This window comes from Agrobacterium sp. CNPSo 2736 (assembly GCF_004005385.1).
Classification (GTDB): domain Bacteria; phylum Pseudomonadota; class Alphaproteobacteria; order Rhizobiales; family Rhizobiaceae; genus Agrobacterium; species Agrobacterium leguminum.
This window is the reverse complement of record NZ_RZTX01000019.1, coordinates 57,783-71,895: the sequence shown is the minus strand read 5'-3', so window position 1 is coordinate 71,895 and position 14,113 is coordinate 57,783. Positions and strand designations below refer to the sequence as shown.

12 protein-coding genes are annotated in these 14,113 nt (G+C 62.1%); 10 read left to right on the top strand and 2 right to left on the bottom strand.

What is annotated here, in order from left to right:
• The first annotated feature begins 81 nt into the window (after positions 1-81).
• From EM858_RS23510 to fhuB, 9 genes are all read left to right on the top strand, one after another.
• On the top strand, positions 82-780 hold the full coding sequence (locus tag EM858_RS23510) for a response regulator (protein ID WP_127758142.1): 699 nt from the start codon (positions 82-84) through the stop codon (positions 778-780).
• Positions 777-1,934, top strand: coding sequence for an ATP-binding protein (locus EM858_RS23505; RefSeq protein WP_127758141.1), 1,158 nt, complete (start codon positions 777-779; stop codon positions 1,932-1,934). Before EM858_RS23510 ends, EM858_RS23505 begins: the two co-directional genes overlap by 4 nt.
• 130 nt (positions 1,935-2,064) lie before the next feature.
• Positions 2,065-3,018, top strand: coding sequence for a DUF535 family protein (locus EM858_RS23500; RefSeq protein ID WP_127758140.1), 954 nt, complete (start codon positions 2,065-2,067; stop codon positions 3,016-3,018).
• A gap of 171 nt (positions 3,019-3,189) precedes the next feature.
• Positions 3,190-3,708: an RNA polymerase sigma factor gene (locus EM858_RS23495; RefSeq protein WP_245483040.1), complete on the top strand. Its 519-nt coding sequence runs from the start codon at positions 3,190-3,192 to the stop codon at positions 3,706-3,708.
• Positions 3,705-4,682, top strand: a complete 978-nt coding sequence (locus tag EM858_RS23490) for a FecR domain-containing protein (RefSeq protein ID WP_127758138.1) — start codon at positions 3,705-3,707, stop codon at positions 4,680-4,682. The genes EM858_RS23495 and EM858_RS23490 overlap by 4 nt, the downstream gene beginning before the upstream one ends.
• A gap of 182 nt (positions 4,683-4,864) precedes the next feature.
• On the top strand, positions 4,865-7,270 hold the full coding sequence (locus EM858_RS23485) for a TonB-dependent siderophore receptor (protein WP_127758137.1): 2,406 nt from the start codon (positions 4,865-4,867) through the stop codon (positions 7,268-7,270).
• Between the two features lie 38 nt (positions 7,271-7,308).
• Positions 7,309-8,061: a siderophore-iron reductase FhuF gene (gene fhuF / locus EM858_RS23480; protein ID WP_245483039.1), complete on the top strand. Its 753-nt coding sequence runs from the start codon at positions 7,309-7,311 to the stop codon at positions 8,059-8,061.
• Positions 8,054-8,938 carry an iron-siderophore ABC transporter substrate-binding protein gene (locus EM858_RS23475; protein ID WP_245483038.1) on the top strand — a complete coding sequence of 295 codons (885 nt, stop codon included), beginning with the start codon at positions 8,054-8,056 and terminating at the stop codon, positions 8,936-8,938. The genes fhuF and EM858_RS23475 overlap by 8 nt, the downstream gene beginning before the upstream one ends.
• Positions 8,938-10,917 carry a Fe(3+)-hydroxamate ABC transporter permease FhuB gene (gene fhuB / locus EM858_RS23470; protein ID WP_127758135.1) on the top strand — a complete coding sequence of 660 codons (1,980 nt, stop codon included), beginning with the start codon at positions 8,938-8,940 and terminating at the stop codon, positions 10,915-10,917. The genes EM858_RS23475 and fhuB overlap by 1 nt, the downstream gene beginning before the upstream one ends.
• A gap of 23 nt (positions 10,918-10,940) precedes the next feature.
• Here the strand turns inward: fhuB and EM858_RS23465 are convergent, their stop codons facing one another.
• A complete protein-coding gene (locus EM858_RS23465; protein WP_127758134.1) occupies positions 10,941-12,461 on the bottom strand; it encodes an MFS transporter in 1,521 nt (506 codons plus the stop codon).
• 130 nt (positions 12,462-12,591) lie between these two features.
• Here EM858_RS23465 and EM858_RS23460 point away from each other — a divergent pair, with 130 nt between their 5' ends.
• Positions 12,592-13,443 carry a LysR substrate-binding domain-containing protein gene (locus EM858_RS23460; RefSeq protein WP_162936893.1) on the top strand — a complete coding sequence of 284 codons (852 nt, stop codon included), beginning with the start codon at positions 12,592-12,594 and terminating at the stop codon, positions 13,441-13,443.
• Between the two features lie 24 nt (positions 13,444-13,467).
• Here the strand turns inward: EM858_RS23460 and EM858_RS23455 are convergent, their stop codons facing one another.
• Positions 13,468-14,079 carry a 3'-5' exonuclease gene (locus EM858_RS23455; protein ID WP_080819808.1) on the bottom strand — a complete coding sequence of 204 codons (612 nt, stop codon included), beginning with the start codon at positions 14,077-14,079 and terminating at the stop codon, positions 13,468-13,470.
• Positions 14,080-14,113: the final 34 nt, after the last annotated feature.

Here is a 14,113-nt window from a genome sequence, read left to right as displayed (position 1 = left end):
GGAGGCTCTTGCCCGATGTTTCGCATCCGCTTAGCGTCCCGGCGTTACCACGGCTTACAGAAGCGGATTTGCGGATCGAGTATGGACAAAGGGCTTATTCTGATCGTCGAAGACGACCCCGATATTATTCAGATTCTGGACGCCTATCTCATTCGCGAAGGATACAGAACCGTCAGGGCGAGCGACGGAGAAATAGCGCTGACGCATTTCTCGATGTTGAGACCGGATCTGGTTCTGCTCGACATTCGCCTGCCGAAGTTCGATGGCATTGAGGTGTTGAACCGCATCCGGCGGGAACGGGATACGCCTGTCATCATGGTCACTTCTCTTGCGGAGGATATGGACAAGCTGACCGGCCTTCGCCTTGGCGCTGACGATTACATCGTCAAACCTTTCAATCCCCACGAATTGATGGCGCGGGTGAATGCCGTGCTGAAACGCACGCGACAGCCGGCCGCCGGTGGGGTCTTGCGCTTCGGGGCCATCGAAGTGGACACCGAAGCCTATGTCGCGGCCGTTTGCGCCGATGGGGGACGGACCGTTCTGCCCCTGACGCTGAGCGAGTTCAGGATACTAGCCCATATGACGCGCCGCCCCACCCACGCCTTTCAGCGCGCCGATATTCTGGATGCCTGCCTGCCGGAAAGCGATGCGCTGGCGCGCACCATCGACACGCACATCGCCAATCTGCGCAAGAAACTGGCGGATCATGGCGCCTGCGGTTATCTGGTCTCGGTGCGCAGCGTCGGTTATCGGCTGGCCGGGGAGCAGAAACCATGAAGCTCCGGCGACTGCGCCTGCGCACGATGACGGCGATCACGATCACCACGATGCTCATCTTTGCCGTTGCATTGGTCTATTTCGGCGTTTCCTGGTATGCGGACAATATTGAAGAACGCATCATCGCCCAGCTTTCGCCCGATGCCTCCAAGGCCTTCTCGGATATCGACCGGGGCGTGATGCCGGATCAGCGCCAGCTTCAGGCCCTTGTCGAGGTTTTGCCGGGCCTGGAAGATGAGGCGGATAACGAGCTTATCAAATCGGTGTTCGTCTTCGGATTGCTTGCCGTCTTCCTGTGCAGCTTGCTCGGTTATTTCATCTCCCGGCGCATTGCGGCACCTCTTGGCGAACTTGCCGATGCGGCGCGGCGCATGGCGACCGGCGACTTTAGCGGAGGCGCGAAGATCAAGGCGAGCCCCATCGCCGAAGTCGCATTTCTGGTCGACAGTTTCGAGAGCCTGACGCGGGAGCTTCAGATGATGGAGCGCCGGCTGAAGTTCAACACGATGGCGGTGGCCCACGAATTGCGCACACCGCTCACAATCCTGCAGGGCCGTTTGCACGGCATCGTGGACGACGTCTTCCCCCTCGACAAGCAGGCCATTCGCCACCTCATCGTCCATGTGGAGGGGCTCGCACGTCTTGTCGATGATTTGCGCACACTTTCCCTGGCGGAAACCAACAGCCTCGTCAAAGACACGCAGCCGCTCGATCTTGCCGCCGAATGCGCGGCCGTGGCTGAAGCGGCGCGGCCGCTGATGGATGAGGCCGGCATCGATATCGATATGTCGCTGGAGCCCGCACCCATTTGCGGCGACCGCCAACGCCTTCGGCAGCTGCTATTGATCCTGATGGACAATGTGCGCCGCTATGCGGCGAGCGGCAAGTTTCTGCGCTGTTCGACCGGGCTTCAGGACGGGCGGCCCTTCGTCACGATCGAGGACAAGGGACCGGGCTTTCCCCCCGGCGTCGAGGCGCACGGCATCGAACTCTTTTGGCGGATGGAACCGTCACGCGCGCGCAAAACCGGTGGCACGGGGCTCGGCCTGTCGATTGCCCGCGCAATCGCACGGGCGCATGACAGCGATCTGCAGATAAAGACACGACCGGACGGCGGAACCATCGTAACGGTTCTATTCGCGCAAACGCCCTGAAAGATTTCCGCGGGCAATCCGTTGCGGCAACGAACCGGTCTTTATGGAAGACAGGCTGTTTCTCGACAGAATCTCGACAATTCCGGCGCATGCCCCGGCTGAACGCTCAATTTCTGCCGGAAGCCCGTGTATGTCGCGCATTCAAGATGCTGCCGTTCTGGCAGAGAAACGCCCGGTCACCGATGAGGTGGTCCAGACGGTTTCGGAAACACCTCATTTTTTGCTGTTCCGGAGAATTATGACCTTTGCCGGACGTGCCCATTGGAAGCGGGCAGTCCTTTTCTGGATGCGTTTTGCAGCCAATCCATTGGTCACCTTTCGGTGGTGGTGGTTTCTGGTCCGGTTTTCAGCGGAGCGAGAATTACCGCTCCCGCATGACGACCTTCTCCAAAAACCGCTGTCGAAATTCCTGATCAATAAAGTTTCCCGGAAGAGACGGCTGGCTTTTCTCATGGACAATTTCGCAATTGCGGACCGGCATTTTCCCAGAAGCACCATGGCCGGGCTGTGGGCGGGAAAAACCATGGACATGGGCACCGTTCGCGGCCGGAACGATGAATATCGGTGCATCCTGGCGTTGGCGGATCGTTGCGGCGGCCGGCACGAGGGCGCTTTGGCTGTCAGGCTCGTGCGCGACCATGACAACGCCGTTTTGTGGACGGCGACTTTTACTTTTCTCGAAGGATGCGAAACGCAGCACCACACGATTGTCGTTGGAGGCATGCAGGGTCCGCGCGCCGCAAAAGAGCAAATGGTGTCGGTGACGCGCGATCTCTCGGGACTTCGCCCCAAGGAAGCAGCGCTGATGGTTCTGCAAGGTCTCGCCTGCGAGGGTGCGCTCAGCTACTTCGCTGTCGCCCAATCCAGACACCCCATCCGCTACCGTCGCGCCCGGCGGCAAAAAATGATGGTTTCAGACATCGATGCTTTCTGGCGGGAACGCTCCGGCGAACCGGACAAGACATTCGGTTTCAAAGTGCCATTCTCCAGCCTTGAGGGGAGAGACAAGCGCAGCCACATGAAATTGTCTTTTTTCAACCTCGGCGAACGCTTCCGCGAGGGTAAGGCAACCGAAAGCGCCTAGCGATATCGCGGAGAAAGTCTTGCGGGGAAGGGTCGGGAGGCTCCGCCCATACCCATATTTTCGCGCCGCGTCGTGGTGCGAAAGTTACAGCTAATAAATATGATAAAAAAAATCATCTTTATCGGCTCGGCCGTCTTGCTGCGCGCGGATGGCCGGTGTTATCCAGAGACCATGCAGCAAATTGACAGCCCGGATCTTCTGGACGCGTTTTTGAATGTGAAGAGCAAGCTTGCCGCGGCGATCTATCACCGCGTGCGTTGCCACGCGACCACCTTCGATCTCGTGCAGGACACGTTCCTGCGATTGTGGGAGCGGCGGAAGCTGCTGGGCCTCACCGGCGATCTTTGCGGTTATGTCATCATCACCGGCAGAAACCTTGCCATAGACCATGAGCGGCGCAAGCGCATCGCCCCGGTCTTTACCGGCATCGAACATCTTGCTTTCGTCGCGGATCCCTCGCCCACGCAGGAAACCTGCATGATCGGGCGGCAGGAGCTGGAACGCCTGCAAATGCTCGTCGACGCCCTGCCGCCGCGCTGCCGGGACGTGTTTCTGCTTTCGCGCATCGAAGGCCTGACCTTCGTGGAAATCGGCCAGCGGCTCCATATTTCGCCAAAAACCGCTTTCGGCCATATGGTCGCCGCTCTTGAAAAGCTGAAGACCGGCATGACGCCGCCGGGCGAGAGATGAAGGTGGCCGCGGGCAAGGATGCGACCGCGGAGACGCCGGCCGGCCGCGAAACCGCAGCCCAGGGTGACGAAGCGGCAATAGCGCATGCGGCGGCAAGCTGGTTTGCGCATTTTCTGGAACCCGGCGCCACCGCAGCCGACGAAAGCGAATTCCGGCGCTGGATCGAGGCGGATGAGCGGCATGCACGCGCCTATGCCGATATCGAGCGCATATGGCTCGGCGCCGGCATGGCGCCGCAGCTTGCACAGGCGCAGCCGCTTGGCCGCCGTCGGTTGCTGAAAAACGGCGCGGCGGGACTTCTGCTAATCGGCGGTGTCGGAGCCGCGGCGTGGCAGGCGACACGCCCGGCGGGTGACTATGAAACCGCGATTGGCGAGACCCGCAGCATCGCACTTTCCGACGGTTCGACCGTCGAGCTTTCCACATCGAGCGCCATTTCCGTGAATTTCACCCCGCAACGGCGGCAGATTACGCTGCTGTCGGGTGAAGCGTTCTTCCGGGTCGCCCCGGATCGGAACCGGCCATTTTCCGTCATTGCGGAAGACCTGGCGACCACGGCGCTCGGCACCGCCTTTTCCGTCTGTCGCGCGGGTTCCTCCGTCTCTGTTTCGGTGGCCGAACATGCCGTCGAGGTGGTCGCCAGACAGTCGCGGCAGGCGGTGGAGGCCGGTTACAGCATCTCCTACCGGGACGGTGTTCTCTCGCGACCCGAAGCAACCGATATCGAGACGCGGCTTGCCTGGCGGCAGGGCAAGCTTGTCTTCATCTCGACGCCCCTCAAAGAGGTCGTCGCGCGACTGGAGCAATGGCGTCGCGGCCGCATGATCGTTCTGGGCGATGCCCTCGGCAGACAGCCGGTGACGATGATCGTCGATGTCAGACGCCGGGAAAAGATCGGGCAGATCCTCGAAGAGGGCCTGCCTGTCACGGTCACCGATTATTCCCCCTGGCTGTCGGTCATCCGCCAGCGCTAGAGCACTTGCAGGAAAAGCGGCGCGCGGTTCTCCGTCTGGAAAAGCGAAAACACTCCAGGGGCATCGCCTGCACACGCGCTTAAAAAAAATTTGTCCGGGGACCGAGGTTTTGCGCAAACGGAATCGTACTCGTGTTTTGAGGCCGTCATTGCGGCAACAGGAGCAGGGGAAGGTATATTACCGTGTCTAAGCGTAAAAATCATTTCAGCAACCGTCATTCAGCAACCGGATCATTTCGTATACTGCTTCTCGCCACCGTCGCCGGCCTTGCCCTGATCGGCCCTCTGCCGGCGGCCGCACAGACGGCGACGCAGGCAAGCGCGCTGCAATTTTCAATCGCGCCGCAGCCGCTCTCGAGCGCGCTGGTGCGTTATTCCTCCATCACCGGTGTCGATGTCGTGTTCAACGGCGAAATTCCGGTAACAGTGAGGACGGCGGGTGTCACAGGCGCGTTCAGCCGCAAGGATGCCCTCACGCGCCTGCTTGCCGGCACCGGCCTTTCCTACACCTTCACCAGCGCCAACACCGTGCGGCTCAGCAGCCCCAGCGCCGCAGCAGCGCCGGTTGCGGGCTCCACCCTGCTCCAGCCCATCGAACTGACAGGCAACAGGGGCGGTGGTGACGACGCCACCGTGGCGGCCAAGAACAGCTCGGGCGCCACCAAGCTCGATACGCCGCTCATCGAGACGCCCCGCTCGGTTGCGGTCGTCACCAAAAAGGAAATGCAGCAGCGCGGCGTGCAGGATATCATCGAGGCCGTGCGCTACTCCGCCGGCGTCACCACCGGCACCGCCGCCGGCTTCGACCCGCGCTTCGACCAGATCTATATTCGCGGTTACGACGCCACCACCATGGGCGATTACAAGGACGGACTGCGTCAGCCCTATTTGAACTACGGCATGTTCCGCACCGATCCCTATTCGCTGGAGCGTGTGGAAATCGTCCGTGGCCCGATCTCGGTGCTTTATGGCGCAGGCACGCCCGCCGGCATCGTCAACAAGACGTCGAAGCTGGCAAACGGCACACGCATCCGCGAGGTCGAGGCGCTTTACGGCACGGAAACCCGCAAGCAGGCCGCCTTCGATATCGGCGACACGATAGACACCGACGGCACATTGTCATATCGCGTGGTCGGACTGGCGCGCGCCGGCGACACCAATTTCGATATTGCCGACGACCGTTATTTCCTTCAGCCGTCCTTTACCTGGAAGCCGTCCGACCAGACCAGCCTCACCGTTTACGGGCTCATCCAGTCTACCGAAACCGACGCTTCGGTCGCGGCACTGACCGATCCCGCCGGCAATGTCCTGCGGCTGCGTGGAAGCGATCCCGACTACGACTATCAGAAGATCCGCCAGCAGCAGGTGGGCTATAATTTCGAGCACGAATTCAACGATACCCTGACCTTCAGGCAGAATCTGCGTTATTCGCATATGGATCTGCGCAGCCGTTATCTCGGCGTATCGAGCTGGACCGGCACCGTCGCCCATCGCGATCCCTGGGCGATCCGCGACGACATGAAGGCCTTCCAGGCCGACAACCAGCTTGAATGGAGCTTCGACACCGGCCCCGTTTCCCATACGCTGCTGACCGGCCTCGATTACAGCAATGTGAAATCTTCATTCGCCTATGGTTATGCATCCGGCGGCTCCGCCTTCGACTTCGATATCGCCAATCCGCGCTACGGTTTCTCAGGACCTACGCCCGCCTATAGCGCCTATCAGTCGGAAGCCGATCTGCGGCAGGTCGGGCTTTATGCCCTCGACCAGATGGAGATCGACAAATGGCGTTTCACCCTCGGCGGACGGCAGACCTGGGTGGACCAGACCCGGCAGGGCCCTGTGACCGAAGACGTGCAGAAGGACGCCTTCACCGTTCAGGCAGGCGCGCTCTATGCCTTTGACAACGGCGTTTCGCCCTTCTTCAGCTACGCCACCTCCTTCGATCCGGTTACCAAGCTTTCCGCCACCGGCGAAACGCTGAAGCCCACCGAAGGCGAACAGTTCGAACTGGGCGTGAAATATCAGCCACCCGGAACCGACATCATGCTTTCGGCGGTCGCCTATCATCTGGCGGAAAAGAACAAGCCCGTGGCGATCGATCCCGCCGGCCTGATATTCCGCTCGCTCGGCGAGGTGACCAACAAGGGCTTCGAACTGGAGGCGAAGGCCAATATCGCCACCGGCTGGGATGTGATCGCCGCCTATAGCTACACCCATTCCAGGATCACGGCGGGCGACGATGCCGGCAATACGCCTTCCTCGGTGCCGACCCATGTGGCCTCTCTCTGGGCGAACTACACCTTCCAGGAAGATACGCCTCTCCATGGCCTCTCGGCCGGAGCGGGTCTGCGCTATGTCGGCGAAAGCTATACCAGCACCAAAAACATCGCGAAGAACGATGCCGCAATCTATCTCGATGCCGCTCTTTCCTACGATTTCGGCGCGCTCGACAAGGATTATGACGGCCTCGTCGCCTCCTTCAACGTCCGCAACATCGCCGACGACCGCAATGTCGCCTGCACGGACGGTTATTGCTATCTCGGTCAGGGCAGGAACATCACGGCGTCCCTGAAATATCGCTGGTAACCGTGGCGACCGCAGGCGGCAACCCGGCGGCGGGGCGCATGGCGAAGACCATGGCGCCCTGCCCGCAATCGGCGCATGAAAGGCTGCCGGACTTCGCGTCCGTCGGCTCTTTCGGCTATTGCACGGACAAGTTCCTGCTTGCACCGTCCTGCGGTGCGGAGGTTCTGCCCTGCCGGCAGCTTGCCTGCGAAGATGTTTTTTGCGACTTGATGACCCGCCACCACGCCGCCCATCCGGACGCCGACCCGAGAGCCACGGCATCGCTCTGGACACTTTATTACTTCAGCCTGCTGACCATCACGCCCACCGTCTGCCGTCTCGTTCACGGCCGCCGCCTGCCTCTGGCTCTCGGCGATCTGAGCGTGATCATCGATCCGGAAAACGCCCTGCCGGTCGCATTCCTGCTCCCCCATGCCGGCGATCAGGCCGGCAAGGCATCCGCGCCCGAAGATCTGCATGGGCTTTTGCGCGATCACCTCGCGGCACTCATTCCCTCCATCGCCAGGGCTGCGAAACTTGCTCCCAAATTGCTGTGGAACAATGCCGCCGTCTATCTGTCGTGGATCATCGGGGAAATCGAGGCGCAGGCCGATCCGGCGCTCGCACGCGCCTGCCGGGCGGTTATCGATGATCCCCTGTGGCCGGATGGCAGCCGCAATCCCATGTCCGGCATGGTGGTCAAGGGCAACAGGCGCGTGTGCTGCCTGCGATACATGATCCCCACCATTGGCGGATGCGGCGCAAGCTGTCCCCTGCCCTGCGGACAAAACCGGGACACGCACGATGCCTGACCATTCGCCCACTCGCCGGCTGCTGATGGCCACGGCACTGACCCTGCCATGGCAGAGCGGGGTGAAAGCGGCGATGCCGAAGGGTGGCATCGTCTCGCTCGATTACGGGCTTGCCTCCACCCTGCTCGCGCTCGGCACCGTGCCGGCTGCAATCGCCGCGCGCGCCGACTGGGACACATGGATGGTGGAGCCTGCCATGCCGGAAGGCGTGGCCGACCTCGGCTTGACCGCCGAAATCAATTTCGAAGTGCTGGCGAGGCTGAAGCCCGACGTCATCCTGTCAACGCCTTTCCTTGCCTCGCTTACCCCGAAATTACAGTCGATCGCTCCGGTGATGGAATTTCCCATCTATACACCGGAGAGCGACGCCCTGACGGCGTCTTACGCCGCGACCCGCAAGCTTGCCGCAGCCCTTAGTAAGGAGCAGCGGGGAGAGGATTTCCTCTCACGGGCCGAAGCCTGCTTTGCCGATTGCCGCCGCCGGCTTGAAAAATTGCAGCCGCCGCCGGTCGCCGTCATCAATTTCATGGATGAGCGCCATGCGCGGGTCTATGGCGGCCCCGGTCTTTATCAGGGCGCCATGGAAAAGATCGGTCTTGCCAATGCCTGGCCGGAAAAGACCAATTATTGGGGGTTCGAAACCATTGCGCTGGAGGCGCTGGCCGTCCTTTCGGCGGATGCCCGGCTCATCGCCTTCGAACCGCTGACGCCGCCCGACATTCTCTCGCGGCTCGATCAAAGCCCGCTCTGGAGCAATCTGCCATTCGTCCGGGCGGGCCGGGTCTCCACCCTTCCCGGCGTGCTGATGTTCGGCATGGTGCAGGAAGCCATGCGGTTTGCCCGTCTGGTGACCGATCATCTGGAAAGCCACGCCTGATGCCGCCGGTCCTCCTGCGCCTCCTCACCCCCGCCGGTGTTGCCGCCAGCCTCTTCCTCCTCGGCGCCATCTTTGCCGTTAGCGATATCTGGCCGGATCTGCATCGATTGAGCGGCGACGGTGCGCAATATGATGTTGAGCGGCTCATGCTGCTCTATTCCACCCTGCCGCGTATGGCGACGGCGCTTCTGGCGGGTGCTGCGCTGGCGCTTGCCGGTGCATTGTTGCAGCAGGCCTTGCGCAACCCCCTCGCCTCGCCCTCGACGCTCGGCATTTCAGCGGGCGCCAATCTTGCCGTTGCCGCAACCATGTTCGCCTTTCCCACCCTGGAAGGCATCAGCCGCGATGTGGTGGCGATGGCGGGCAGCGCATTGGCCGCCCTTGCGGTGTTTTCCATCGGCGCAAGACGCGGATTTTCACCGCTGTCGCTCGTCCTCGCCGGTCTGATGATCGGCATCTGGTGCGCCGCCGCCTCGGCCATTCTGGTCCTCCTCAACGAACGGTATCTGAGCGGCCTGTTCATCTGGGGCGCGGGGTCGCTGTCTCTGCAAAGCTGGGCCGTTCCCGTCACGCTCTTTCCGAAAATTCTGGTCCTGGCCGCCCTTGCCGGGCTGATCATGCGGCCTTTGTCCCTGATGGAACTGGGGGATGTCAGCGCCGGAGCGCTCGGCCTTTCCGTCGTGCGGTTGCGGGTTCTTGCCGTATCGATCGCGGTCTCCTTGGCCGCGCTTGTCACCAGCGCCGTCGGCGTCATCGGTTTCGTCGGCCTTGTCGCGCCCGCCATAGCGCGGCTTGCCGGTGCCCGCCGCATCGCCCAGCAAATCCTCTGGTCGCCGCTCATCGGCGCAGGGCTGCTGTTTCTGACGGATGAAATCGTCAAACGCCTTTCGGATATCACCGGCGGGCTGATACCGACCGGGGCCATGACGGCCCTGTTCGGCGCGCCGCTGGTGCTGTTTCTGCTGCCCCGCCTGAAAGCCATGCAGAGGGAATTGCCCGCTCCGCCGCCGGGCATCGTTAAACAGCGTCGCCTTTCCCCCATCATGGTCCTGTCTTTCGTTGGCCTGCTGGTTGCAGGCGTAACGGCCGCCATTCTTTTCGGCCGTGCGCCGGATGGAAGCTGGGGGTTGCTGCCTGTCGGTGAATGGAGCGAAATCCTGCCCTATCGCTGGCCGCGGGTGGTCGCGGCCTTCGCAGCCGGGAGCCTGCTTGGCGCAGCCGGCGCCATTCTCCAGCGTCTGACCGGCAACGAGATAGCAAGCCCGGAAGTGCTTGGCGTTTCAGCCGGTGCAACGCTGGGCATGGCCGTCGCGCTTTTCGCCTTCACCGCTTCCGGGCCGATGCTGCAACTGGGTTTTGCGAGCGCCGGCGCTGCCGCGGTTCTTTTCGCCATCCTGTCACTCGGCCTCAGGTCAGGCTTCACGCCCGAGCGTGTTCTTCTGACCGGCGTGGTGCTGACGGCCATGCTCGACGCGGTGATCGGCGTGCTGGCCGCCGGCGGCGACCCGCGCGCCATGATGATCATTCGCTGGATGGGAGGCTCGACCTATCTCGTCGATGGTTTCACCGCCCGGATCGCGGTCGTCTTCGCAGTGGTTTTCGCAACCATGGCCATTCTGGCGCATCGGTGGCTTACCCTGCTGCCGCTCGGCGCGGGTGCAGCGCGGGAACTCGGCGTCCATGTTCCGTCGGCACGGGCTGCACTGTTCATTCTGGCGGCCGCCATGACGGCGGCGGCGACGCTCATCATCGGCCCCTTGAGTTTTGCCGGGCTGATGGGGCCGCACCTTGCCCGCGAAATCGGATTTCGGCGCGCCGGCCCGCATCTCATCGTGGCGGCACTCGCCGCCGGCTGCCTGATGGTGCTTGCCGACTGGGTGGGGCGAATGGCAGCCTTTCCCTACCAATTGCCCGCCGGCCTGGTCTCCGCTCTCGTCGGCGCACCGCTGCTCATGGTCCTGCTGGGGCGGAGGAAATAGCCTTCCCTTTTGCAGCCGTCGCCCTAACCTTGGGCAGGCTTTCGCGCCGGGCCGAAGATCGTGAAGCTGATGGCGGCGAGCAGCCAGACGCTGATGCCGGCATAGAGCATGACGAGGCCGAAGCCATCCGCAAGCGCCCGATGGACAAGTTCTTCCGAAACGCCCCGCGCCGAGGCGCCGGCAGTTCCCGCCGCGATCTTTTCCGCCAGCGACTGCAATTCATGCACATCCGCACCGGACAACAGGTTCGCCCGAAGCGAAGCCCGGACGCCCTCCACCAGAATAAAGCCCATGATCGGGATGTTGATGGCGAGCGAAATCATCCGTGCGCTCATGTCGATGCCCGAGGCCATGCCGGAACGGGCGGGGGAAACCGCTCCCGTGGTGGTGTTGGTAACAGGCGTATTGGTCAGCCCGAGCCCGATACCGGCGAGGATGCAGCCGGGCAGCATGGTGAGCCAATTCGCATTTTCGACGTCGCTTCCCAATTTCATCAGCATGAAACCAAGGCCGATGGTGAACAGGCCGGCTGGAATGACGAGGCGCGGCTGATAGCGCAGCGACAGGCGCTCCGCCAGCGGCGGCATCACCAGCGCCGGCAGCGTATAGGCAAGCAGGCCGAGGCCGGCGGTGACGCTGTCATAACCGAGGCCCGCCTGAAACCAGATCGGCAGATAGATCATAAATGGCCAGAAGCTGATATTCATCGCCGCAGAACCGATGATCGCCCCGGAAAAAGGCCGGATGCGAAACACGGAGAAGTCGAACATCGGTCTTGAACTAAGCTTTTCAGCGATCACGAAGGCAATGAAGCTCGCAGCCGCGACGCCAAGGATCAGAAGCGCCGCCGGGCTCACAAAACCGAGCGCGGGTCCCTGCGTGATGAAAAAGGCAAGGCAAAAAACGGCGACCGAAAGGGTGACCATGCCGGCAAGATCGAGACGCGCCGCCTCCGGATCGCGCGATTCTCCGACGCCGCCGGCGGCAAGCAGCCATGTTCCCGCGCCAAGCACGATGTGAACGAGGAACACCCATTCCCAGCTCCACAACGCAACGATGGCGCCGCCGATGATCGGGCCGAAACCCAGCCCCACCCCCGAGACGATGCCCCACCAGCCGAACGCCATGCCGCGTTCGCGGGCCGTGCGGAACTGATGCGACAGGATGGCGATCTGGCACACCAGCATCGCCCCGCCGCTCAGCCCCTGAAGGAAACGGGCGCCGATCAGCACCGAGACGTTTTCCGTCATTCCGCAGGCCAGAGAGGAAAGCGCGAAAGCGACGATACTGGCGATGAAGACACGTTTACGGCCGAAGCGATCTGCAAGCGCGCCCGTCGCCATCAACACCATCGTCACGCCGATGGTATAGGCATTCATGATCCACTGAAGCTGACGGAAATCCGCGTGCAGCACCTGTTCCAGTGTTGGCAGGATCGCCGGAACGCTGGAGATTTCCAGTCCGAACATCAGGGCGGAGAGACAAACGGCAGCGAGCGCCATGGCGCTTCTGCTGCCCGCTGGGGCGGTAACGGCAAGGGTCATTCTTCAGCCTTTCATGGGTCGGTTCGCCACTGCGAAAACCGATCTTTGGAGGAGGCACGCTAGACAAAGCTTGACCATAACTGAATTGGATGATTGGCTATTTCAGAGACAACAAATTGGAATAATCGATATGAGCACGCTGGATGTGGAGGCCGTCGAAGCCTTCGTCACCATCGCCGATATGCAAAGCTTCACCCGTGCTGCCGAAGCGCTCGGCACCACCCAGGGCGCCATCAGCGTCAAGCTCAAACGACTGGAAGACAGGCTCGGCCAGCGGCTGCTCGAACGCACACCGCGTTCGGTGCGGCTTTCAGCGCAGGGTGCGGTGTTTCTGGCGCCCGCCCGCGAGTTTCTCGCCGCGCATGACCGGGCACTGGCGGGCCTTTCCTCCCCACGCCGCCGCTTCGGCCTTGGCATCGCCGCCCATGTGGCGGGACCGGAGGTTCCGACCCTGCTTGCACGCCTCAACGACCACGACCCCGGGCTTACGATCGAAGTGCGCATGGATCATTCCCGATCCCTGCTTGATGCCTTCGACCGTGGGGAGATCGATGCGGCAATCATCCGGCGCGAGGATGATCGGCGCGATGGCGAGGTGCTCGGGCCGGAACATTTCGGCTGGTATGCAACCCCTCAATTCGAACATCGTCAGGGTGAACCGCTGCGGCTGGCGGCACTCTCGCCCGCCTGTGGCGTGCGCGACATCGCCACCCGCGCCCTGGATGCGGCTGCGATTGCGTGGACGGAGGTGTTTCTTGGCGGCACATCGTCGATGGTGACCGCCGCCGTCTCGGCCGGGCTCGCGGTTTCCGCCTTCTCCTCCCGTCTCGCGCCGCCCGGCACAGTGGAGGTCAGCCAGCGTTTTGGCCTGCCGCCCCTGCCCTCCACGGAAATCATCATGTTCTCCACCCTGACAGACAGCAGATCCCGGGAGGCCTTACGCACGCTCGCCGCCGCCTTTCGCGAACATCGGCCGGGATAGTGGCGCAATCCCGCCTGACACCGGCTAAACGCCGAACGCTTCCGGCGTCAGTTTTCCGCCCCTCAGGAGATGTTGCAGCGTATAGGAAACCGAAAGCGCATCATCGAGCGCATCGTGCCCCTGCAATGGCGGATGCTCGACGCCGTAATAATCGGCCAGCCTGTTGCTCGGCGTTTTTGCCAGATCCTCCACCGGCATTCCCGCTGCAAGCAGAAGTTTGACGGCATTGTCGAAACGCCCGGCAGGGATGGGTGGCTGTATGCCGGCGACATAACAGCTGATCGCCACCATATTCAGTTCGTCCTTGCCCCATGACCAGCATTGGGCACCTTCCGAGAAACTGTCGAAGCTTGAAAGGGCCTCCTGCAAGGGAACGCCTTCCGTTTCGATGATCTCCCCGGTGATCCCCGTCAGTCGGGTGAAGAACGGATCGATCACATATCTTCCGCCATGACGGTCGACCGGACATATATAGGCCTTATAGGTCCCCAGAAGCGGAAAATCGCCCTCCAGCCCAAGCCTGACGGCGCCAATCTGCGCAATGACCGGATCGGGATCATGAGCCGCACACCAAAACCTGCGCTGGGAACCTTCCAGGCAGAGGAACTCGCAGTCGAATATGATTGCTTTTTTCATGAACCAACCTCTCAATTCGCGCGGGCCACATCTT